The 23,004-nt window shown below is 42.3% G+C and carries 20 protein-coding genes and 2 riboswitches; of the genes, 3 read left to right on the forward strand and 17 right to left on the reverse strand.

The genetic code is table 11. The annotated features are described in order from the left end of the window. Nucleotides 1–599 precede the first annotated feature (599 nt). The 14 genes from ptsG to E2626_RS10925 all read right to left on the reverse strand — a co-directional run bounded on the left by ptsG (nucleotide 600) and on the right by E2626_RS10925 (nucleotide 18,050). The gene (ptsG, locus tag E2626_RS10860; protein ID WP_134381792.1) at nucleotides 600–2,672 is read right to left on the reverse strand and encodes a glucose-specific PTS transporter subunit IIBC; all 2,073 of its coding nucleotides are present in this window, start codon (nucleotides 2,670–2,672) and stop codon (nucleotides 600–602) included. A 140-nt stretch (nucleotides 2,673–2,812) separates the two neighbouring features. Next, nucleotides 2,813–3,655, reverse strand: a complete 843-nt coding sequence (glcT, locus tag E2626_RS10865) for a glucose PTS transporter transcription antiterminator GlcT (RefSeq protein ID WP_134381793.1) — start codon at nucleotides 3,653–3,655, stop codon at nucleotides 2,813–2,815. Nucleotides 3,656–3,838: 183 nt separating this feature from the next. Then, entirely contained in the window at nucleotides 3,839–5,176 is a 1,338-nt protein-coding gene (locus E2626_RS10870) for an NCS2 family permease (protein ID WP_134381794.1), read from the reverse strand. A gap of 95 nt (nucleotides 5,177–5,271) precedes the next feature. Next, a riboswitch (purine riboswitch) is annotated at nucleotides 5,272–5,373 on the reverse strand. Nucleotides 5,374–5,452: 79 nt separating this feature from the next. Then, entirely contained in the window at nucleotides 5,453–7,006 is a 1,554-nt protein-coding gene (gene guaA / locus E2626_RS10875; RefSeq protein WP_134381795.1) for a glutamine-hydrolyzing GMP synthase, read from the reverse strand. A 345-nt stretch (nucleotides 7,007–7,351) separates the two neighbouring features. Beyond that, a riboswitch (purine riboswitch) is annotated at nucleotides 7,352–7,453 on the reverse strand. Between the two features lie 38 nt (nucleotides 7,454–7,491). Then, nucleotides 7,492–9,705, reverse strand: coding sequence for a transglutaminase TgpA family protein (locus E2626_RS10880; RefSeq protein ID WP_134381796.1), 2,214 nt, complete (start codon nucleotides 9,703–9,705; stop codon nucleotides 7,492–7,494). Next, entirely contained in the window at nucleotides 9,702–10,907 is a 1,206-nt protein-coding gene (locus E2626_RS10885; protein ID WP_134381797.1) for a DUF58 domain-containing protein, read from the reverse strand. The genes E2626_RS10880 and E2626_RS10885 overlap by 4 nt, the downstream gene beginning before the upstream one ends. Further along, the gene (locus E2626_RS10890) at nucleotides 10,907–11,851 is read right to left on the reverse strand and encodes an AAA family ATPase (protein ID WP_134381798.1); all 945 of its coding nucleotides are present in this window, start codon (nucleotides 11,849–11,851) and stop codon (nucleotides 10,907–10,909) included. The genes E2626_RS10885 and E2626_RS10890 overlap by 1 nt, the downstream gene beginning before the upstream one ends. 247 nt (nucleotides 11,852–12,098) lie before the next feature. Continuing rightward, on the reverse strand, nucleotides 12,099–12,926 hold the full coding sequence (gene nadE, locus E2626_RS10895; RefSeq protein ID WP_134381799.1) for an ammonia-dependent NAD(+) synthetase: 828 nt from the start codon (nucleotides 12,924–12,926) through the stop codon (nucleotides 12,099–12,101). An 18-nt stretch (nucleotides 12,927–12,944) separates the two neighbouring features. Beyond that, nucleotides 12,945–14,423, reverse strand: coding sequence for a nicotinate phosphoribosyltransferase (locus tag E2626_RS10900; RefSeq protein WP_134381800.1), 1,479 nt, complete (start codon nucleotides 14,421–14,423; stop codon nucleotides 12,945–12,947). Nucleotides 14,424–14,443: 20 nt separating this feature from the next. Further along, nucleotides 14,444–14,995 carry a cysteine hydrolase family protein gene (locus tag E2626_RS10905; protein WP_134381801.1) on the reverse strand — a complete coding sequence of 184 codons (552 nt, stop codon included), beginning with the start codon at nucleotides 14,993–14,995 and terminating at the stop codon, nucleotides 14,444–14,446. A 118-nt stretch (nucleotides 14,996–15,113) separates the two neighbouring features. Beyond that, the gene (locus E2626_RS10910) at nucleotides 15,114–16,136 is read right to left on the reverse strand and encodes an STAS domain-containing protein (protein WP_134381802.1); all 1,023 of its coding nucleotides are present in this window, start codon (nucleotides 16,134–16,136) and stop codon (nucleotides 15,114–15,116) included. 108 nt (nucleotides 16,137–16,244) lie between these two features. After that, nucleotides 16,245–16,475: a hypothetical protein gene (locus tag E2626_RS10915; protein ID WP_134381803.1), complete on the reverse strand. Its 231-nt coding sequence runs from the start codon at nucleotides 16,473–16,475 to the stop codon at nucleotides 16,245–16,247. Beyond that, nucleotides 16,468–17,097 (reverse strand): protein kinase family protein, encoded by a 630-nt coding sequence (locus E2626_RS10920; protein ID WP_134381804.1) that lies wholly within the window; start codon nucleotides 17,095–17,097, stop codon nucleotides 16,468–16,470. Before E2626_RS10920 ends, E2626_RS10915 begins: the two co-directional genes overlap by 8 nt. Before the next feature lie 329 nt (nucleotides 17,098–17,426). Next, on the reverse strand, nucleotides 17,427–18,050 hold the full coding sequence (locus E2626_RS10925; RefSeq protein ID WP_134381805.1) for a flavodoxin family protein: 624 nt from the start codon (nucleotides 18,048–18,050) through the stop codon (nucleotides 17,427–17,429). A gap of 114 nt (nucleotides 18,051–18,164) precedes the next feature. On the opposite strand from E2626_RS10925, the gene E2626_RS10930 reads away from it, so the two are divergent. Both E2626_RS10930 and E2626_RS10935 read left to right on the forward strand, forming a co-directional pair. After that, on the forward strand, nucleotides 18,165–18,683 hold the full coding sequence (locus E2626_RS10930) for a DUF3231 family protein (RefSeq protein ID WP_134381806.1): 519 nt from the start codon (nucleotides 18,165–18,167) through the stop codon (nucleotides 18,681–18,683). Nucleotides 18,684–18,841: 158 nt separating this feature from the next. Beyond that, nucleotides 18,842–19,690 (forward strand): STAS domain-containing protein, encoded by an 849-nt coding sequence (locus E2626_RS10935; protein WP_134381807.1) that lies wholly within the window; start codon nucleotides 18,842–18,844, stop codon nucleotides 19,688–19,690. A gap of 37 nt (nucleotides 19,691–19,727) precedes the next feature. Here the strand turns inward: E2626_RS10935 and E2626_RS10940 are convergent, their stop codons facing one another. From E2626_RS10940 to E2626_RS10950, 3 genes are all read right to left on the reverse strand, one after another. Continuing rightward, the gene (locus tag E2626_RS10940) at nucleotides 19,728–20,276 is read right to left on the reverse strand and encodes a GNAT family N-acetyltransferase (protein WP_134381808.1); all 549 of its coding nucleotides are present in this window, start codon (nucleotides 20,274–20,276) and stop codon (nucleotides 19,728–19,730) included. A 133-nt stretch (nucleotides 20,277–20,409) separates the two neighbouring features. Beyond that, complete coding sequence (locus E2626_RS10945) at nucleotides 20,410–21,177, reverse strand: HAAS domain-containing protein (protein WP_134381809.1); 768 nt, start codon at nucleotides 21,175–21,177, stop codon at nucleotides 20,410–20,412. Beyond that, on the reverse strand, nucleotides 21,170–21,517 hold the full coding sequence (locus E2626_RS10950) for a PadR family transcriptional regulator (protein ID WP_134381810.1): 348 nt from the start codon (nucleotides 21,515–21,517) through the stop codon (nucleotides 21,170–21,172). Before E2626_RS10950 ends, E2626_RS10945 begins: the two co-directional genes overlap by 8 nt. 185 nt (nucleotides 21,518–21,702) lie before the next feature. Between E2626_RS10950 and E2626_RS10955 the strand changes: the two genes are divergently transcribed. Next, nucleotides 21,703–22,956 (forward strand): YeeE/YedE family protein, encoded by a 1,254-nt coding sequence (locus E2626_RS10955; protein WP_244094303.1) that lies wholly within the window; start codon nucleotides 21,703–21,705, stop codon nucleotides 22,954–22,956. Nucleotides 22,957–23,004 lie beyond the last annotated feature (48 nt).

The raw sequence follows: 23,004 nt of genomic DNA on the forward strand, positions 1-23,004 counted from the left end.
AGACTTAAAATCTTAAACGTTGACGTTTGGTTGTTTAGTTTTCAAGGTTCAAATGCTTCTGATTGAAGCGCGTCTCTCGTAAGCGACTTGATTATCATATCATGGTGTTTGATATTTTGTAAAGTCTTTCTTAAAACTTTTTTAATTTCTTTTTTTAATGATAATCTTCACATTAAAAAAGAGAAAAGAAAAAAGCATTAGCGATCATATTAAAAATGCCCGCCTCTTCAAAAGAGAACTTTACTAATCTATCACACCTCCATAAAATAAGTCAAACCTTTAAGAGCATTTCAATTATATAATTTAATTCTGAATATTGCAATACTTATCCGATAAATATTTTTAGCATTTTATTCAAGTGCCATTTTTCAATGAACACCATCTATTTTTCTTTCCCGGATCCGCATGATATATCCTTTTTTAATAATGAGCTGTTAAAGCCGGCTGCTTGATTCCAACATTCAGATACTGAGCAGACTATGAATATCTCACGTGCCTGAGCTGCCTTCTCACGCTTCAACCATCCGCTGTACAAAAAACAAAAGACTATAAATTTAAAAATCGCCGTACCAGTTTCACAACCAGTACGGCGATAAGTTTTATTTCACTTCTATAATAGAAGAATCTCCTCTATTAACTCTGGATTTCTTCACTTTAACAGTTTCTTCATTCATTAAGTTCGTAAACACAATTGGAGTCATAATAGAAGGAACACGGTCTTTAATCTGATCAAGATCTGCTTCAAGCAGAAGATCTCCCGCTTTAACCTGGTCACCCTCATTTACATGAACAGTAAATCCTTCACCATTCAGCTTAACTGTATCAATTCCAAAATGAATCAGGATTTCCTGTCCATTTTCAGATTCAATACCTACAGCGTGTTTTGTTGGTGAGACATTTACTATTTTACCGTTCACAGGCGAATGCACAATGCCGTCAGATGGGATAATTGCGAAACCATCCCCCATCATTTTGCCTGAGAATACCTGATCCGGAACTTCAGTAATCGAAACTGCTTCTCCGTTTAACGGTGAGATGAAATCCTGTAATAAAGGTTGATCATTTTGGATTGCAGAAGCCGTTGTTTCTTCAATTTCTTTTTTCACTTCTTTTTCAGCATCAACTTTTACAGGCCGTGGTGTTTTCCCTTCCATAATATCTTTCATCTGATGTTTTAAACTGTCTGAGCGCGGACCGAAAATCGCCTGAATGTTGTCACCGATCTCAAGTACACCTGAAGCACCAAGATGCTTCAATTCTTTTTTATCAACTTTTGATGGTTCTTTAACCTGTACGCGAAGGCGCGTAATACATGCATCAAGATTTGCAATGTTTGAAGATCCACCCATTGCATCCAAAATGTCATGAGGCAGATCCGATTTAGAAGAAGCTGCACGCGGATTTTCATCGCCATCTTCTTCTTTCTCACGACCTGGTGTTGCCAGATTAAACTTACGGATCGCAAAACGGAAACCGAAGTAATAAATCACAGCAAATACTGCGCCTACCGGTAATACTAGCCACCAGTTAGTCTGAGGATTCAAAGCTCCGAATAGTAGAAAGTCAATTAAACCACCAGAGAAGGTCATACCAATTTTTACATCAAGTAAATGCATAGTCAGGAATGAAAGACCTGCAAATACCGCGTGTACTGCAAACAGGATTGGTGCAACAAATAGGAATGCAAATTCAATAGGTTCTGTAATACCTGTCAGGAATGAAGTCAGTGCAGCTGAACCCATAATCCCTGCAACAAGCTTTTTCTTTTCAGCACGCGCCTCGTGATAAATTGCAAGCGCTGCTGCCGGAAGACCAAACATCATGAAAGGATACTTACCAGTCATAAACGTACCTGCAGTAAGATCCTGAACATTGTCACGGATCTGAGCCTGGAAGATTGAGTTATCTCCACGGACCGTTTCACCCGCTGCGTTTACATAAGTACCAAATTCAAACCAGAACGGTGTATAGAAAATGTGATGAAGACCGAACGGAATCAGTGCTCGTTCAATAACACCGAACACGAATGCTGAAATGGCAAGATTTGAATTCAGCATAAGGTTTGAAAATGCATTCAGCCCTTCCTGTACCACAGGCCAAACAAAAATCATCACAAGACCTAACACAACTGCAGATGCAGCTGTTACGATTGGAACAAACCGTTTACCTGCGAAGAATCCTAGATAAGTAGGCAGTTCAATGTTAAAGAACCGATTATACATGTAAGCGGCAAGCGCACCGACTATGATACCACCGAATACACCGGATGAAAGTGTCGGGATCCCAAGCATTAACGTATAGGCCGGGTCTACTCCTTCACCGGTTACATCCGCAAGCTCAAGACCAAGCGCTGTTCCCATTGTGGCGTTCATAATCAGGTAACCTACGATTGCTGCAAGACCGGCAACACCGTCACCGCCAGCGAGTCCAATCGCTACCCCTACTGCAAATAATAATGGAAGGTTATCAAAAACAATTCCACCTGAGTTCTCCATGACACTTGCCACCATAACAATCCAGTCGCTTGTCAGAAATGGCGCAAGGTTTGTCAGCGTATCATTTTGCAAAGCGTTACCGAATGCTAAAAGCAGACCGGCAGCCGGCAAAATCGCAACTGGTAACATAAGCGCTTTACCAATCTTCTGAAGCTGACCAAAAAACTTCTTAAACATACTATTTCCTCCTTTTTGTGTTACACAGCAAACAAAAAAGGCATGAGTAAAAGAAGAATATACGTGAGGGTACACGTATCCCGTCAAACGGGAATTCTTCATTTACTCATGCCTGATCGTATCAGTAACACGTAAATGTATTATTTCATTTTGGTCTGAATACGCTGCAGATGCATGGTCAGATAGACCGCTTCTGCGTCATAAACAGGTTTTTTCAATGTTTGCTGCATAATTTTTATCAGTTTCCATGAGAGATTATAGCACATCGGGTATTCTTCTTTCAAGAGCAAAGCGATTTTTTCCGGCTCATCAACTTTTTCTCCCCGCACCACCCGCTCCACGGTATAGCGCAGATGCCTGACCAACCTCATGTAGTCAATACTTTCTTTATCGAGATTTACATCAAATTGGGTTTCAATCAATTGTACTAGCCGTCCGATCAGCTGCGAATGAGAGTTCACTTCGTGTACATTCCGATTGAGCATCGCACTGTGGATATGCAGCGCAATGAAACCAATCTCGCCCTCAGGCAGGTAAATGTGAGCACGATCATTGATTAACTGTACAACTTCTTTTGCAATTTCGTATTCGTAAGGGTAAAGCGCTTTCGTCTCAAGTAGAAACGGATTCGAAATCGACATCCCTCTCATCAGCCGATTAACAGCAAATATAAGGTGATCAGTTAACGCCACATGAATATGCTCGTTTAAAAAAGTTTGTGTTCGCTCCCGGATCAACTCTATAGAGGAAATGATGACTTTTAATAAATCTTCTTCTACATATGGAAGCAGTTTTTTAAACTGATCCTGCTCTTTTTCGTTACGCAGAACAAAAAGCTTCTCAACTTCTTCTTCACTGATAGTTGACTGCGTCTGACGCTTAAAGCCGATCCCTTTGCCGATCATGACGACTTCTGAGCTATTTAATTCAGCAATCAACACGTTGTTATTCAGTATTTTTTTTACTATATAGCTCACGTCCATCACATCCGCCCGTTTATTATTCAGGTTATGGTAAAGCTGGTTGTTGACTTCCGCTCCAGCTGTGCAAAAATCACATTGAACTATAACATAACCATTATTTAAAGTATAAGTTACTTTCGAGTTTGTATCGTTGAATTTAAAAAAGAGCTGTCCGAATAAATCGGAAGCAGCTCTTTTAGCATATTACGACAGGAACATGAAGTAAAGCACAAAGATTACAAATAAACCGTACATAATTGGGTGAATTTGCTTACCTCTGCCCATGACAAGCATCGTAATCGGATAGAAGATAAATCCAATCGCAATACCTGATGCAATGCTGTACGTAAGTGGCATTGTGATAATTGTCAGAAATGCCGGTACTGCAATTTCAAAGCGTGTCCAGTCAATTTTACCAAGCGCTGAAACCATAAGCACCCCAACGATGATTAAAGCTGGTGCTGTTACTGCACTTGTGATCACTTCCAGCAATGGGAAGAAGAATATAGATAAAATGAAAAGCACTGCTGTAACGACTGAAGCGAAACCTGTACGCGCGCCCGCTGCTACGCCCGCAGAAGATTCAATGTAAGAAGTGGTTGTAGACGTACCAAGTACTGCTCCGAATACAGTTGCTGTTGAATCTGCAAAAAGGGCGCGATTTGCACGTGGCAGCTTTCCGTCTTTCATCAGGCCTGCCTGATTCGTTACTGCAACAAGTGTTCCTGCAGTGTCAAAGAAATCAACGAATAGAAAAGTTAAGACGACAACTAACAATTGGACCGTAAATAAGTCACCAGGGCTTGAGAAGATCGGCTCCAATGCTGCACCAAATGTCGGTGCAAGACTTGGTGGTGTCGGATCAATAAAGCCGCTCGGACGGTCTATTAAACCAACGATCATTCCGACAACTGCTGTAATCACAATCCCGAAGAAGATACCGCCTTTAATTTTACGTGTCATTAAAATAACAGTGATAAAAATACCAAAAATTGCAAGCAGTGTGTTTCCCTGCGTAAGATCACCAAGCGCTACAAGCGTCGCGTCGTTGCCAACGATAATTCCAGCATTCTGAAAACCTACAAATGTAATAAAAAGCCCGATCCCTGCTCCAACTGAAAATTTCAATTCTGCCGGAATCGCATTAATAATTCTTTCACGTACGCCTGTAACTGTTAAAACCATAAATATAAGTCCTGAAAATAAAACGCCCGTTAAAGCTGTCTGCCACGGAATTTCCTGTGTCAGGATAACGGAGTAAGCAAAAAAAGCATTTAACCCCATACCCGGCGCAAGTGCGATTGGATATTTGGCAAGCACCCCCATCACAAGTGAGCCGATCGCTGCTGCAAGCGCAGTAGCTACGAATACAGCGCCATAATCCATACGCATTGCGTCAGGCAAACCTTCAACGTCTGCCAGTGTCAGCGTTAATGGGTTAACGACCAAAATATACGCCATCGCGAGGAAAGTCGTTAATCCTCCAATGAATTCACGCTTGTAGTTCGTGTTTAATTCTTCAAACTGAAAATACTTCTTCACTGCTGTTCCCTCCGAAAATACGAAGTATAACGAAAAAATCCCTGAACGCACACTCGTCGTTCAGGGATGACTAAAAGGGTGAAAAAAGCTCACAATGAACTCATAACAACCTGCGTAGTCAAGCTATTTACGGTAGCTTGGTAGAGACTTTCGGGCCATATCCCCGACGTTATACGACGAAATATTATTTAATTGATGATGTTATTGTAACAACGTGTCAGAGAGACGTCAATATAAAATACGAACATTATATAATAGTTTTAATGGTAATATTCGTTATTCCCACTCAATTGTACTAGGTGGCTTACTCGTCACATCATACAGCACGCGGTTAATTGAATTTACCTCATTTACTAATCGGACAGAGATTTTCTCAAGAACATCCCATGGAATTCTCGCCCAGTCAGATGTCATACCGTCAATTGATGTCACTGCACGAATACCGATGGCATAGTCATAGGTTCTTGCATCACCCATTACACCGACACTTCGAATGTCAGGAAGCACAGTGAAATACTGCCAAATATCACGGTCAAGTCCCGCTTTTTTAATTTCTTCTCGCAAAATATGATCTGATTCACGAACGATTTCCAGTTTTTCGTCTGTAATTTCTCCAAGCACCCGAATACCAAGACCCGGTCCAGGGAAAGGCTGGCGCCAAACGATTTCATCGGGTATACCAAGTTCACTTCCCAGCGCACGCACTTCATCTTTGAAAAGTGTGTTCAACGGTTCAATCAGTTTGAACTGCATATCTTCAGGCAGACCACCCACGTTATGGTGAGATTTGATCGTCTGTGCAGTCGCAGTACCACTTTCGATAATGTCAGTATAAAGCGTCCCCTGTGCAAGGAAGTCAATTCCATCAAGTTTCGTTGCTTCATCATCAAAAACATAAATGAATTCATTTCCGATGATCTTACGTTTTTGCTCAGGATCTGATACACCTTTGAGTTTGTTCAGGAAACGGTCCTGTGCATCTACTTTTATGACATTCATATTGAATCCATCAGCAAATGTCTTCATTACGCTGTCTGCCTCACCTTTACGAAGAAGGCCGTGATCAACGAAAATACATGTCAGCTGATCGCCGATTGCTTTATGAATCAGTACGGCTACAACTGAAGAATCCACCCCACCGCTCAGTGCACACAGCACCTGGCGATCTCCAACTTCCTGACGGATCTTTTCAAGTTCAATTTCAATAAAGTTTTCCATTGACCAGTCACCCGTGCAGCCACATGCATCAAACACAAAATTTCTCAGCATCTCGTTACCGTGTTCAGAATGACGAACTTCCGGATGGAATTGAACCGCATAAAGCTTCTGCTCATCATTACTGATTGATGCGACCGGACATGAAGGGTTCGTTGCAACCACATCGAATGACGGCGGCGCTTCAACAACCAGATCTCCATGACTCATCCACACTGACTGCGTTAAAGGAAGGTCCTTAAACAGACCTTTAGCTTCCTGAACCTGAATATCCGCTTTCCCATATTCACGATTTTTAGCCTTTTCAACTTTACCGCCAAAGTGCATTGTCATAAGCTGCATCCCGTAACAGATGCCCAGAACCGGAATACCAAGATCAAAAATACGCTCATCAGCACGGAACGAATTCTCATCATAAACAGAATTCGGTCCACCAGAGAAAATGATGCCCGAAGGATTCAATTCTTTAATTTCCTCAGCAGTAATCGTATGCGGGTGTAACTCACTATACACACCAAACTCACGGATACGGCGTGTAATTAACTGATTATATTGACTACCAAAATCAAGTACTACGATCATTTCCTGACCGTGCATTTCTTCTTTACCTAGCATCGATGGTCACCTCATTCAATTATTTAAAATCTATACATTTACACCCTCAAAACAGAAAAAACGCCTGTCCGAAAAAGAGTCATCCTCTTCTTCCCTTCAAGCGTTTTAACAAGGCGGTCTTTTTACAAAGGTAAAAGTTTAAGAAGGTTTAACACCAACAAATAGCACTCTTACATTTTTTTAAGATTCTGTTTCATATACAGCGTTGACCGAAGCGTAAGGCGGCGACTCCTGCGGCGGAAAGGGACAGGTGAGACCGCTCACGGCGAAGCCTGAGGGGCTCAGCGCCCGGCCGCGGAAAGCGTCCGCCTGGAGCGTAGGTCAACAGACAAACTAACAGAGAAATCTTAAAAAGACCGCCTTCATAGTCAGACCATTTAAGGTGATCCGGTAGAAACATCCGACCCATATTATCGGACATATATGAAGGGGTGTTATGAAATTGTCTTTAATTTTCACCATTTTAACGCCTTGCACATGCCCGGTCAACCTGTTGTCTTTTTAATTAAATCTTCCCACAATTCGCGCATATTCGACCATTTATCCTTCGGGTCTTCACTACGGTACAAAATCCGTTCATATTGATCCGTCAGACGGCTCATTTCATGCGTGCCGAAAAAGTTGTCCACTTCTTTTGCATAAGCCCTTAATGTCTGAGTTTCTTTTCTTCTGAGCCCGTAACGTCTCAACTGTTTCAGGAGTGAGCTGTAAGCTTTCGGATATACTTCACTTCCCTTTTGTGATCGGTAATAACGAATCAGCACATACGGCATCCACCGGTTTCTGTTTCTGTAAAGACCAGTTCCAACAGCAACTAGCAAAACACTTACCAAAAATAACATCAGACGATTTTCAGATATAAAAGTCTTGAAAGCTGTCCACCCACCTGTACCGGATGAGCCATCTTCATCAACTTGTCCAATTGCACCTGTATCTTCCTCAAGCGGTTCCGGCGATTCCGGCTCTGGCGTTTCAGCCGGTTCAGGTGTTTCTGTTGTGTCATCATCTGTATCCAAATCAAGATCATAGTTCAGAGAAATATTATTTGAAAATGAAACTGTAGGCTCAAATGGTACCCATCCAATTTCCGGAAAGAATACTTCGACCCATGAATGGGCATTATTATTCGTTACTTCGTAAATTGAACGTCCATCTCCTAAGTTCTCAAGTACTTCCCCGCCCGTATAACCTTTCACCCAGCGGGCCGGAATATCGATTGATCGCAGCATGACAACCATTGCAGTTGAGTAATTATCACAATATCCCCGCTGCGTTTCAAAAAGAAATTGGTCTACATAGTCCTCATTGCCTTCTGGTACAGGGACATCTTCCTGCTCGTAGACAAAGCCGCTTCTTGAGAAATAACCTTCAACCGCTTTTGCTTTGTCATACCAGTTATCTTCACTTTCAGTAATATCTAAAGAAAGCTCACGAATTCTTTCAGGTACATTTTCAGGAAGCTGTAAGTATTGTTCCATGGATCCTGCATTCTCACCTAAGCCGGTGGTATTTCTCAAAGCCTGCAAGCTGTATCTTGGCTCGCGGAATTCCCATTCATATTCACTCAGTTCCACAAGATCACCGTCTTCATAAGACGTGACTTTGTCAGAAACCGGATTATAACGCAATTCATCCGCCTCACCATTAATAACCTGATCAGGTGCATAAGGATACACAAGATGATTATAGGTGAGGTCGACATCAACAGATACAGTTTGCGTTTCAGATTCTTCGTCGATCGCAGATAATGTTAATGGAACAGCTTCGTTCACGCTGAAAGGTGTTAAACTTTCTGCCTCTCGGGATTGCTCCCATCCTTTACCGGTGTAAGTATCTTTTGTCTCAATCCGCCAGTATTGTTCGCCCTGGACGGTCGCTTCGAACACTTTTGTTTCATCACCTACAAAAGAACCGCCTAACTCTGAATCATCAACGCCGTAACCAAGACGATTCACGCCGCCTGAACCAACACCGGAGCCATCACTGAATGAAGTAAGAAATGGAACAGGGTCAGGCCAGATTGGCTCAGACTTTGGTGCAGCATATGCAGCCGCTGAACTGAAGGCGATGAGGGCAGCAAGCGGAATCAGCCACTTTTGCAATTGCCCCATCGAAAGAGTGATTCTTTCGTGATCTGCCATTCTTTGAAGCCCGAGTAACCCCATTAGCATAAAGCCAAACAGAATCACTCTTACAATTGCCATGCTTCCATCATACGGACTGAAAGTATCCAGTATTGTGATGTATACAACGGTAAACAGGTAGAATAAAAACATTTGTTTTCGAACTGCCAGCCAGTAATGCATCAAATACGCTGTTAGCCATAGCAGCACAAAAAATAACAAACTGCGAAACAAATCTGATACCCCACTCCAGTTTTGCTGTACGGTCAGAACTACACTTTCTCCTACCAATGCAGTTAGTTCACCAAACCATTCCCCTTCACCGAAGAACGGCACATCGAAATACAAATACTGCAGCACAACTAAAATGAACATCGCTTTTATTGCCCCGGAAATAATCCAATTTAATTCAAAATAATATAGAAGGAGTGACAAACCGGCAAAAATGATAAAGAAATGCACATTTGCAGTTTCAGTGATTTGCTCAACCGGTCTTAGCCACTCCCAAAGGAGAAAGAAGCTCAGGACGTATAAAATCAGTGTAGCGACGTCTTCCCAGCCGTAATCTGTTTTCACGCCTGCTTCACCTCCTTGAAAACTGATGAGAATTGCCGTTTATCGCATTCTCTTAAAACGATCCCTTTTGATGCTGCCAATCCTGCGAGCTGTCTGTGATCCTGACTTAACCTCACAGAAGGATGTTTCACAAATAGAATCATTGGTGCCTGACTATCTCTGGAAACCTTGCTGATCTCATCAATTCTTTCTCTTGTCAGCTGAGAAGTAATGAGTATCAGCGCTGATGTTTTGGAAATTGCAGATGCATTTTGCTTCAAAACACTTTCAAAGGAACCGCTCTGATCAGGCTGAACCTTAGCGAGATAATAGTCTATTTGCCTTTGATGACTCTCTCCACTTTTAAGCGGTGCATATTGAACGGTTTCACCCTGTGAGAAGTAGCCCGCCTGTGCACCTTTCCTAATTACACCTCTGATCACTGACGCTGTCAGCACAACCATATCTTCAAACGCCTGACTTGGTGTGCGGTCAAGGACGACCATTACGTCATGCGATTTGCGTTCTTCAAATTCCTTCGTTTTCAAATCATTTGTACGGGCGAAGGATTTCCAGTGGATCCATGACACGCGGTCTCCCGTTTCATAATCTCTTACACCCGTTACAAGTGTAGTATCCTGTTGAATTCTCACATTTGATGAAGAAACACCCTGATCGAATCTCGCTTGCAGAGGTTGATAATCAAGCGTGACATAAGAAGGGTATACAAGAATCGCCTGTGATTGTTCCAGATGATCCGACTTTTGGATGAGACCCAGGAAATCTCCTGTTTTTAATTCCAGGCTCTCAAATGTGTGCTCACCTCTCGGAACATCCTGAATCTCGTACTCTAAGACAATTTCACGCTTAAACCAGGGGTGAACAAGTTTTTTGGCTGTATCTCCCTGCTGAAAGGCCTCCCCTGTTATATGTTCTTCAGCTACTAAATAAAAGAGTGGAAATGGGAGCGACCTTTTCAAGTGAATTTTCACAGCTACATTTGCTCCGGCTTTTAGTTCTTTAGATTTAATTACCCTGACTACATTGAAGTCATTCAACGGATAAACCATCATCATTAAAGAATACAGCCCAAATGGAAGAAAACTGTAAAACAGAAACCAGCTGACAAATCCTCCCTGAAACATGGCATATGAAAATGTACCAACTAAAAGCACTGCAACCAGCAAAACTTTTGCAATACCAAGCAGGATTCGTATTTTCATTACTTAGCCATCCGATGAACTGGAACTCTTGTCCGGGCAAGAATCCGTTCTATTACTTCTTCTGGTTCAATGCCTTCGTATCTCGCTTCCGATTTCAGAATCATACGGTGAGCGAAAATATAAGGAACTAAGAACTGTACATCATCAGGCAGGACATAATCCCTCCCGTGCAGCATTGCATATGCCTGGCTTGCTTTCATCAGTGCAATTGATCCACGGGGACTTACGCCAAGATATACATTCGCATGGTCCCGTGTTTTTCCAGCCAGATCCACAATATATTCTTTAATTTTTTCATCTACAATTACTTTTCTGACTTCGTCCTGAAGGTGCTGCAATTCTTCTAAAGTGATTGCGGGCTGCAGATCATCGATTGGCGGCGCGAGTTGAATACGATTTAGTACTTCCATCTCCTCTTTAGCATCCGGATAACCCATTTGCATCTTCAGAAGAAAACGGTCAAGCTGCGCTTCAGGCAGCGGATAAGTACCTTCATATTCAATCGGATTCTGTGTGGCCATGACGAAAAATGGTTTAGTCAGCTTATGAGTGAATCCGTCAACTGTCACACTGCCTTCCTCCATACTCTCTAAAAGAGAAGACTGCGTTTTTGGTGACGTACGGTTAATTTCATCAGCAAGCACAATATTGCCCATGATTGGGCCCGGTCGGAATTGAAAAGTCATTTCTTTTGGATTATAGATCGAAACACCGATAACATCTGAGGGAAGTAAATCCGGAGTAAATTGTATGCGGGTAAACTTAGCACCTACAGATTTGGCAAGTGCACGAACCATCATCGTTTTCCCTACGCCGGGTACGTCTTCAAGCAACACGTGTCCCTGGGCCAATAATGAAACAAGACTTAACTCAGCCACTGTTCTTTTCCCGATCATGACACGTTCAATATTCATCAAAACCTGCTCTAACTTTTGGTGATACATGGTATTCCCTCCCATTTCCAGTTTGATTTCTCTATACATTTAAGGTGATATCACCTGTTTGACCCTATTAATAACACTCTATTTAGAATAATAGAAATAAGAGTTACTTACAACTAATGTTAAGCAGTAAGTATTCTTAGCATACAAAAACCGGGCGAAGAGGATACCTTCTTCAACCCGGTTGTAAAGAATCAGCAGGGCGAATCAGGCTATTACCATTATGGACCAGCCTTGCTGAAACTAACCATTATTTCCAAAAATCATCGAATACCGTGATTGGTAAGTGACGCTTATGCTGCGTCTTCAGATAATGATTTTCGATCGTTTTTTTTGCATCTTCACTTACTTGTTTACCCTCAAGGTAATCATCGATTTCATCATAAGTAACACCCAGCGCTTCTTCGTCAGAAACTTGCGGGCGGTCGTCTTCCAGGTCTGCTGTCGGTGCCTTCATATAAAGGTGTTCCGGTGCTCCAAGCTCTTTCAGCAACAACTTTCCCTGCCGCTTATTCAGCCTGAATAATGGGAGTATATCTGCGCCTCCATCTCCATGTTTCGTATAGAAACCTGTAATGGCTTCAGCCGGGTGGTCCGTGCCGATTACTACTCCGTTCCGCATAGCTGCAACAGCATACTGGGCTTTCATACGCTCTCTGGCTTTTTCATTGCCTTTGACGAAATCGCTCAGCTGCACACCTGCTTCCGCAAGTGATTTCACACCGGCATCAACAGCTGGTTTGATGTTAATGATGACTGTATCATCAGCTTTCATGAAGCTGATCGCATCTTTTGCATCCTGCTCGTCCGCCTGCTCACCATAAGGAAGTCTCAATGCGATAAACGTATATTCCTTTTCTCCTGCTTCCTCATTCAATTCATTTACAGCCATTTGCGCAAGCGTCCCTGCCAATGTCGAGTCCTGACCACCAGAGATACCTAATACAAATGATGTGAGGAATGTATGTTTTTTTGCATAATCCTTTAAAAAATCAATGCTGCGTCGAATTTCGTGCCGGGGATCAATCTCAGGATTAACACCCATTTCTTTTACGATTTGGTCCTGCAGTGTTGCCACAACTATCACCTCATTACATTATTGTGCTGCATGTGCATTTCTGACTGCCTGTTTCACTTCCTGAATGTTGCGCATCTTGTTATCCCAACATTGCTGACTGAGATCTACCGGATATTCTTCCGGGTTCATTGAACGCTTGTATTCATCCCACAGTAATTGCAGGTTTTCTGCCAGGTACTGCTTAATGCGTTCTGGTGACGGAAGTTCATATTGAAGCTCCCCATTATCAATCACTGTCTGATGAAGGTCTCTCGCTTCGAAATTTGTCACGAATTTTGTTACAAATGTATGCACAGGGTGAAACATCTTCAAATGATCTTCCGCCTGAGGGTCTTCACCTTCCAGCGTGATATAGTCACCTTCTGACTTATTATTTACCCTGTTTATAATGCGGTACACCCGTTTCATCCCTGGTGTGGTAACTTTTTCAGCGTTACTTGAAATTTTAATCGTATCAACCATTTCTCCATGCTCATTTTCAATAGATACCAGTTTATATACGCCTCCAAGTGCAGGCTGGTCGTAGGCTGTGATCAGCTTTGTACCAATTCCCCAGATATCCACGACTGCTCCCTGCGCTTTAAGGTTGAGTATCGTGTACTCATCCAGATCATTTGAGGCAATAATTTTCGCATCCTCAAAACCGGCTTCATCAAGCATTTTGCGGGCTTCTTTGGATAAATAGGCAATGTCTCCGCTGTCTAAGCGAATCCCTCTGAAGTTAATGCGATCACCCATTTCTTTTGCGACTGCAATGGCTGCTGGTACACCTGATTTGAGTGTGTTATACGTATCAACCAGAAAGACGCAGTCCTGATGAGTTTCAGCATATTTTTTAAAAGCAATATATTCATCACGATAAGCTTGAATCATTGCATGGGAGTGCGTGCCGGCAATTGGCAAACCGAACATTTTACCCGCCCGGACGTTACTTGTTGCAGAAAACCCACCGAGATATGCAGCTCTCGTCCCCCAGACCGCAGCATCCAGTTCATGGGCCCGGCGCGTACCAAACTCCATCAGTACTTCATCCCCTACGACTTGTTTGATCCGCGAAGCTTTTGTCGCAATAAGTGTCTGGTAGTTCACAATATTCAACAAAGCTGTCTCAATTAATTGTGCTTCAATAAGCGGTGCTTCGACACGCATAATCGGTTCATTGCCGAAAACGAGCTCGCCTTCGATCATTGAACGAACAGTACCTGAAAAGCGCAGGTTTCTGAGAAATTCAATAAACTCCTCTTCATACCCCACTTCTGATTGCAAATATGTCAGGTCAGACTCGGTGAACTTAAAATTCGTTAAAAAATCCAGCGCTCTTTCAAGACCGGCAAAAACCGCATAACCGTTCCCAAAAGGAAGCGATCTGAAATAAAGATCAAAAACGGCAGTGCGCTCGTGCATGCCGTCTTCCCAATATGTTTTTGCCATGTTGATCTGGTAGAGGTCTGTATGCAGCATCAGACTGTCATCAGTGTAATTGCCCAATGTATCCATTAACGATTAGCTCCTTATAATTACCTTACTTCCGCTCCAAGCGACGAGGCAAAATGATCAAGCGCCCATTCGTGACCAGCCTGGTTAAAGCTGGCTGCCGCTTCCCTGTGCACAACAATGTTAAAACCCTGATTATAAGCGTCTACAGCAGTGTGCAGCACACAAATATCCGTGCATACACCGATCAGGTGCACTTCCGTAATGCCCCGTTCACGCAGCAGTTGTTCAAGGTTTGTTCCAGCGAAAGCACTGTAACGCGTTTTATCTATATATATCACATTTTTATCACCTTGAATCATATCATATAAGTTTTGGAGCGACCCATAAAGATTTCTTCCTTCTGTTCCACGAATATTATGCGGTGGAAAGAGCTTGGTCTCAGGATGATGAGGATCTTCTTTTTCATGAAGATCAATTGCGAATACAACGAGATCTTTATTTTGATGAAACTCTCTTGTCAGTTGCACGACCTTTTCTTCAATTGCCTGACCTGGTTTTCCGCAAGTCAAAGCGCCATTTTCTGCTACAAAGTCATTCGTATAATCAATATTTATTAACGCACGTTTCGTCATCAGTCATATCTCCTTTAAGAACAGTTAACATTATTCTAACTTTACTCCTGTCAAGACACAAGGAAACACCATGGATTTTGCCTATGTAAAAAGCTCCAGCAAATGCTGAAGCTTTTTATCAAATAATTTGTTTACCCTGTTGACTGAGCGCATAATAAATTCCGTGCTGCAGTGTCTGGAAGCAGTGGAAATCAGAAATATTAATCCCGGATTCTGCAATCGTCATACTCAGTTTTGCTGACAGACCAACCAGCACTGTCTCTGTACCGATCAGTGAAGCCGCACCGCTAATCTTTTCAAGCAGACTGGTGGTCAGATTATCGATATCATCATCAAGCGCTGTCAAATCAAGCACAAGGTAACTTGCCTGATAAGATGGAAGCTTACTCAAGGTGTTAAACACGAGCTCTTCTGCGCGTTCCTGATCATACTTTCCGAGCAGCGGCACAACGACAACTCCTTCAAGCACAGGAATAATCGGAGAAGAAATCTGTTTGATCAACTCTTTCAAATCACGCGTCTTATCCTCCACCATCGCTTCAAGCTGAAGAATTTGCTGTGACTCTTTCTTTCTTGAAAGTGCATGAATATTTTCAGAAATCGTAACATTTGATGGGAAATATTCGATCACTGTAGATTCTGCACCTGCCAGCTGATCTTCTTTAATCTCAAACCAGACATTTTCGTTGAAAAACATACTGAAAATTCCCGCATAGTGGGCAGGCAGGAAATTCCCTCTGCGCTTTTTCCCCTGTGCTTTGTTAATTTTATATTCCCAGCTGTCTTTCAGTCTCACTCTCAATGTCTTTGATTCCATATCAAGATCTTCAATATGCGCATATCCCCACCCTGCTGCTGCATAAGTGGAGGTAATCATTTCAGCAGCTTCTTCTACTTTCACATGTTTTAAATCCTCGAAATACTTTCCGACAACTGCACCCTGACGATATCCCGAGGCTTCAAACACAAGCGTGGAAGCTTCCTCACCTGAAATTTCCTCTATCGTATCGAAAAACTCTTTCATAGCGCTTGTTATCCAGAATAAAACTGCATCCTCCTGTTCAAAAAGAAACTTTCCATTTTGTAAATCCCAATCAAATTGCAGTCCGCTAATATTCGCACTGTGATTATTGTCCGTCATATGATCACCTTTGTTATATGTATTTAAAATGTTTAGTTCTATACTACCAAAATTATAGCCATTTCACTAACAGTTTTGAAATACTAATCAAATATACGTGTCAATTCGTCAGCGTAATAATTCCTTTGCGAGTAACAGCAGTAGCGGACTAATCATGACTAGGCCGTTTACAATCGAAAGCCATATTCTTCTGTCAGCCGCCGCACATGCTGCTCCAACCGCACCGAAAATAGGAAGTAATAAATCTACAGGTGTCATTCGATCATTTACAAGGATTAACAGCCAAACCAGCATCCCACCAGCAAGACACAAATATGCTGTTATTTCGAGTTTACTCATTTCCAGATTTCGCCGACCTTTCAATCATTGGCATCATAATTTTTTTATACATAAATGCTGCTCCATTTAATAATCGTTCCGGCATTTTCTTTGGGAAATACCAGCTTTTATAAAATGTCCACGCACGCTTAAGATCTTCCCATTGCTGATCATAGTCCTTATTTTGCCTGAATCTTGCAAGATCAATCATCATAATATGACCATCCGGCTTCAAAATAATATTACGCAAGTGGACGTCTGATGGCTTTAATCCAGCATTCCGGGCAACACCAAGCGCTTCATCCACCTCCTCAATGTGCTGTTTCTTAATAAAAACCCCTTGATTTAAACACTGAAACAAGGTCTTACCCTCCACATAGTCAATGACAAGGTAATTATTCCCTGCATCATAAACAGCCGGATAAAACTCACTTCCTGAAAGAAGCTGATAAATTTCCGCTTCTTCTGCTGCAGTCTTTTCAAAGCCTGGAAAAAACACTTTGATCACTTTTTGCTCATTTTCTATTTTGAAAACCGCTGCACTTCGGCCAACACCGATTAAAGAACATTCATGCGCAGCCGCTAAAATTGTATAATCATTATCAAATCTAATACTTTCAGCTAAATCGCTGTAGTCATTCACAAGACCAGCCCTCTCGTCTCCGTAGCAACTGAATGCTTTTTATTCTATTTTACAGCAATTTCCCCACCGGCAGAAGTTGTTTCTTTTTCCTAAAGCTCTGTTAAAGGTGGCTGTTGATTTCCGCTGCAGGGGAACGCTTTCCGCAGGTGTGCCGTTTTATGGCGCCATTCTCGCCTCCTCGACGCGATGCGTCTGCGGGGTCTCACCTGTCACGCTTTTCCTGCTGGAGTCGTCCCCTTCCACTACAATCACCAGCTGTGCTAAAAAAACATTGGGCTTTAACATAGCCTTTCATAAAAGAAAACGGCCCTCAGGGGAGCCGCTTCAAGTTACATCGTATTTCCTTTAGCAGGGATTGGATTTTCTTTTAGTATTTTTGCTAAATGTAATGTGTTATAGGCAAGCATTTGTATGTGCGATTGAGTAAATTCACTCTTATATCCTTCCGCTTCAATATACGATGCGCCTGGCCCTGCCTCTCCTACCCAGTAAGCATCAACATTGGGCGGAATGACGAAACCGATATGTGATAATCCATATAGTACAGAAGCAGCCGCCTGCTTTGCACCATCTTCATTTCCTGTGACTAACACACCACCTACTTTGTTGTAGTAAACAGCCTGCCCTTTCTCATTTGTGTCACTGCTCCCGCCATACAGCCTTTCCATCGCAACAGTTGCCAGACTGCTTTTTTCACCGATCCAAAGAGGTGTTCCAATCATGACAATGTCTGCTTCTTTTACTTTTTCATAAATCTGCGGCCACTCATCACCATTTCCCATATCTGTGTCTATTCCATAAGCGATGTGATAATCAGCTAACCGCAAAATTTCTGTTTCAACTTCTTCTTTTTCTAAAATGGCTGCCACTTCTTTTGCCATGTAACCCGTGTTGGATTCTTCATCAGAAGATTTTAACGAAGCGTTAAGTATTAGAGCTTTTATTTGATTCATCGTATCCCTCCAAAAATTGTCTGTCTTATTTAACTACCCGGCATCGAATATTTAAACCACAGAAGTGCATAATACTCTTGACTGTTAAAGTCAATTTCACAAAGGGGGATCATCATGGGAATATTAAGTGGGTCACCAAAAAATGAACCATTACATTACGGAGAAATCTATGGGGTATGGTCTGCACTGTTAAGTGCAAAATCCAGTATTGCTGCTAATCAGACGTTGCTGAATCATGCAGGAGACCGTGAATTAAGAGAGCTGATTGAAGAAGCGATCAAACTGGGTCAGGATGAAAGCCGCCAGCTTGAAGAGCTGCTTATTGAGCACCAGATTCAGGTACCTCCTTCACCACCGGCACGTGCCAAAGCGAGTATTGATCAAATACCTGACGGGGCACGCTTTCAGGATCCGGAAATCATTGTTTCTGTTGGAATGAGTACAGGCGCTGCCATGACAGCTGCAAGTCAGATGATCACCCAGTGTATCCGTGAAGACGTGGGATTAATGTTTGCAAAGTTTCACACAGAAAAAGTGGCATTTGCCGCAAAAACATTGCGTCTCAGCAAGGAAAAAGGCTGGCTGATTCCTCCTCCACTTTATCAGGTGAAAGAGATGGCTCACCAGTCGTAACGCAACTAAAGCTGACGGAAACAGCAGTTTCCGTCAGCTTTTATATATTCAGAAATTTTTTTACATTTAATAATGACCAAACTAAGTTTATTGGGTTAAAATTAAGGGAATTGAATACTTTAAAGAACAGATTTTTTTAATAAAGAAAGGGTTTATATATGAATATAAGTAGAGTGAACTCCGTCAAATTCAAAAACTTTGATGAAGCCGCCGATTCTATTTTGAAAATGATTGCCGGTATTCTGGATATCAATACGTTATTCATTGCTAAGAACGATCAAAAGGTGAATGAAATTATTAAAGTGGTGAATAAGGATGAAACCCTGTTAAGAGCCGGGGAGAAACTTCCTTTTGAAGATACATATTGTAAAGTCAGCGTTGATCATGGAAATGAACCTATCATGATCTCAGATATCACGCAGCATGAAAAAACTAAGGATCTCGGTGTGACTCAGAACCTTGGTAGCGGCAGTTTTATTGGTATTCCAATTTATTTTGGCGATGGAAAAAATTACGGAACAATTTGTGGTTTGGATACTGAGCCATTCCAGCTTTCTGAAGAGCATCTTGAGCTGCTGGAGACAATGAGTTCTTTATTGTCATACGTTTTGGAGCTTGATGGAGCACAGAAACAGATTGATAACTTATCTGTTCCGATCGTACCTATCACAAAAGGTGTAGCTGTACTACCAATTATAGGTAGTATTAATGTGATCAGAGTGGAAAGAATCATTGAACTGACGCTCAGCAGAAGCCAGGAGCTTGACCTGGATCATCTGGTGATCGATTTGTCCGGTATTATTGAGGTGGATGAACTGATGATCGGCTCTCTCCTGAAAATTGTAAACCTGTTGAAGTTATTAGGCGTTCACGCTGTACTGACGGGTATTCGCCCTGAAACTGCTATGCAGGCAAATCAGTCGAGCGTAGACTTCACTAAATTTGATGTGGAAACAAACCTTGAAAGAGCACTAACAAAGCTCGGGTTCCACCTGGAGAAAAAATAAAAAGTGCTCATCCAAGTGAGCACTTTTTATTTTTTCACTATACTTTATCCTTCCACTCAGATGAAAGCATTCCATACACTGCAGAATCCACATAATGGTCGTACAGCCACTCTGTCTGACGCAGCGTTCCTTCCAGTTTGAACCCGAGACGCTCTGGTACACCTCTGCTCTTATGATTCTCAACAGCTGCCCGGATGTCTACTTTGTTCATGTTCAGTTCATCAAATGCGTAATCTGTCAGCCCTTTAGCTACACGCGTCATGATCCCATTCCCCTGATAATGCTGATCGAGCCAATACCCGATATATGCGACCTTATTCGTCCAGTTCAATTCATTGAATGACGCAGCACCGACGATCTCACCTTTATACAGGATCATCGTTGTCATACTGGTATTTGCAGCAAGTCCTTTCATACTGAACGTAATAAAATCACGTGTATCTTCAACTGTTTTTGTACCATCCAGCCATGGTAGCCATTCCCGCAAGTAATGTCTTGAACGGTCCGTCAGTTCGAATAATCTTTCTGCGTCGTTCATTGCAACAAGTTTTAGCGAAACTTCTTCATCGATTTTATGTAAGAACATCCTGCCACTCCCCTATGGAACTTTTCTATACTTTACCATTTAGCAGAGAAGTCTGCTCGATAAAAAATCATCCACTTCGAAAGGAAGAAGCGGATGACTCTGCAAATAAATTCCTTATTAAATTTAATCCCGCTTATCCCTCTACAGCCTCTGTCTTTTTCATTTTTTTAACTGTATAGAAGAAATACAAACCAATCATTGCATAAGTCGCAAGCAGACCGGTGATCAGTCTCGCTTCTAACCCTAATGATGTCATTTTAAGTAACAGATCCGGCACATGCACAGCTGCAAGCATCACAAGCAGCACTGCTGTTTTCGCCCACACTGAGATTCCTATTAAAATCACAAAGAGTATTGCACCAACAATCATACTCGCTGTTACACCCAATTCAATGCCTGGCAGCTCAGTGTACATATCCCAGAATATCAGTGCCATGAATAACACCATATTAACAAATATCGGGATCATCATCAGCAGGAATTCCTTAACCCTTGAGACCTGTCTGCTCGCAGTGTATTTAAACACGCTGAATACCAGCAGAATAAAGAGAATACTGACAGCAAGACTTCCACCAACAAACACATAACTGTAGCTGAGTCTCATATTTTCCATCAACTGCCCGATCACAGAAAATGAAATAGCGCCGAAGATAATTAACGGAACATATTTAAGCCAGGCTTTTTTGTCAAACTTCATTTCGCTTGAAATCATCTCCATATATTCCCTTGGCGATTCACCAACCACTTGTTCAATCGGCTTCCCGTTTCTCTCTGCTTCTTCTAAGTGAGCTTCGAGCTCTTCAGCGATTTCTTTTATCTCCTGATCATTTTTACCCGATGAAAATAAATAAAGTCTAAGGTCATCAATAAATCTCCGGCTTTCCTTTGATAATTCAGGCACTGCCTTCACTCCCCTCTTTTGTCTCCTGTCTGATTGCTTCATTTACGCTTTTCTCTAACCGCTTCCATCTTTCAAGGAACGCCTCGAGCTCTTCGTGTCCCTTGTCAGTAAGAGAGTAGTACTTCCTTTTCGGACCGGCTGTCGATGCCTTCTTAATTGAAGAAACCAGTCCTTCACGCTGCATTCTCATCAGCAGCGGATAAATGGTCCCCTCACTTACTTCACCGAATCCATACTCACTCAGTCGTTCAGCCATTTCGTATCCATACACTTCTTTACCGCGAATAATCGCCAGCAGGCATCCGTCAAGAATACCTTTCATCATTTGAGTTTGAGACATCAGCATCCCGCCGTTTCTTTATCTTGTATTACAAGGTATATACTCAATATAAATGACGGTATCTTGTAATGCAAGGTATATTGTATGATCGATTAAATTTCCTGCAGTGCTTTAACATTTACATCTAAATACAACCTGTGCTAAATTAATCCCTATCATACAAATAGGAATTGGAGGTTTTCACTTTGGCTCAACAGGTTCAGGAAACACCTAAAGGGTGGCAGCGCGGTCGCACAACGGTCGTAACAGATCTTGCGCCTATGCAAAAACCTTTTGTACTATTAGGTATCGTGGCAGCAATCGCTTTATTTGCAATCATTCTTTTTACAACTGACGCGGTTCAGAGCATACTGTTCCTGGTCGGAATTGCACTCGGTTTAACACTTTTATATGCACGATTCGGTTTCACTTCTGCTTTCAGAAGATTAATGGCCGTCGGTAATGTGCAGGGTATTCAGGCACATATGGTGATGCTCGCTGTGGCATCAACGTTATTTGCAGTCATCTTAAGCACCGGCTTCAGTTTTACCGGTACCGCGCCTTCGGGTTATGTATCACCAGTTGGAATTAGCGTACTTTTTGGCGCGTTTATTTTTGGCATTGGGATGCAGCTCGGGAGCGGTTGCGCTTCAGGCACACTCTATTCAGTTGGCGGGGGTTCCTCATCTATGATCCTTACGCTGATCGGTTTTATTGCAGGTTCTGTGATTGGAGCATATCATTTCACATTCTGGATGGAGGAAACATGGTCACTTGAACCATTCTCTTTAGCCGAATCTACCAATCTTGGGTTTTTTGGTGCATGGGTCGTCCAGATGGGACTTTTTGCAGCCATTTATTTCGGACTTAAATTTATTGCCAGCAAGAAGAACCCACCGGCAATGAAACCATTGCCTACAACTACAGGATTCAAAAAAGTCTTCCGTGGTGCGTGGCCGCTTTTCGCAGCAGCGATCATTTTGGCCTTGTTAAATGCATTAACGCTCACGATCAGAGGGAATCCATGGGGAATTACATCTGCCTTTGCTCTTTGGGGATCAAAATTTCTTGAAATGTTTGGCGTAAATGTTGCTTCATGGGGTTACTGGCAGGGTAATGCTGAACAGCTTCAAAATTCAATTCTTGCAGACTCAACAAGCGTAATGAATTTCGGGATCATCATTGGTGCGTTCATTGCAGCAGCCGCAACTGGTGCATTCAAGCCTGGTAAAATTAAACCTGGTATTGCAGCCGGTTCCATCATCGGCGGGCTGCTGATGGGTTATGGTGCACGTCTTGCATTCGGCTGTAACATTGGTGCATACTTCGGCGGAATTGCATCGTTCAGTCTTCACGGCTGGGTATGGGCTATCATGGCTATGCTCGGAACTGGACTTGCATTATTTATCAGACCGATTTTCGGGTTGAAGAATCCAAAGCCTAAAGATACAATATGCTAATTTAACAGAGCTCCCGGAATCGACTCCGGGAGCTCTGTTTTGTTAAAA

The sequence above is a fragment of the Jeotgalibacillus salarius genome, from assembly GCF_004405125.1.
GTDB classification, from domain to species: Bacteria; Bacillota; Bacilli; order Bacillales; family Jeotgalibacillaceae; genus Jeotgalibacillus; species Jeotgalibacillus salarius.

Coding starts and splice junctions, on each gene's coding strand:
- ptsG (WP_134381792.1), bottom strand. CDS start 2,672: ATGTTTAAGAAGTTTTTTGGTCAGCTTCAGAAGATTGGTAAAGCGCTT.
- glcT (WP_134381793.1), bottom strand. CDS start 3,655: ATGGACGTGAGCTATATAGTAAAAAAAATACTGAATAACAACGTGTTG.
- guaA (WP_134381795.1), bottom strand. CDS start 7,006: ATGCTAGGTAAAGAAGAAATGCACGGTCAGGAAATGATCGTAGTACTT.
- E2626_RS10885 (WP_134381797.1), bottom strand. CDS start 10,907: ATGAAAATACGAATCCTGCTTGGTATTGCAAAAGTTTTGCTGGTTGCA.
- E2626_RS10890 (WP_134381798.1), bottom strand. CDS start 11,851: ATGTATCACCAAAAGTTAGAGCAGGTTTTGATGAATATTGAACGTGTC.
- E2626_RS10900 (WP_134381800.1), bottom strand. CDS start 14,423: ATGGATACATTGGGCAATTACACTGATGACAGTCTGATGCTGCATACA.
- E2626_RS10905 (WP_134381801.1), bottom strand. CDS start 14,995: ATGACGAAACGTGCGTTAATAAATATTGATTATACGAATGACTTTGTA.
- E2626_RS10910 (WP_134381802.1), bottom strand. CDS start 16,136: ATGACGGACAATAATCACAGTGCGAATATTAGCGGACTGCAATTTGAT.
- E2626_RS10915 (WP_134381803.1), bottom strand. CDS start 16,475: ATGAGTAAACTCGAAATAACAGCATATTTGTGTCTTGCTGGTGGGATG.
- E2626_RS10925 (WP_134381805.1), bottom strand. CDS start 18,050: ATGAATCAAATAAAAGCTCTAATACTTAACGCTTCGTTAAAATCTTCT.
- E2626_RS10930 (WP_134381806.1), top strand. CDS start 18,165: ATGGGAATATTAAGTGGGTCACCAAAAAATGAACCATTACATTACGGA.
- E2626_RS10935 (WP_134381807.1), top strand. CDS start 18,842: ATGAATATAAGTAGAGTGAACTCCGTCAAATTCAAAAACTTTGATGAA.
- E2626_RS10940 (WP_134381808.1), bottom strand. CDS start 20,276: ATGTTCTTACATAAAATCGATGAAGAAGTTTCGCTAAAACTTGTTGCA.
- E2626_RS10950 (WP_134381810.1), bottom strand. CDS start 21,517: ATGTCTCAAACTCAAATGATGAAAGGTATTCTTGACGGATGCCTGCTG.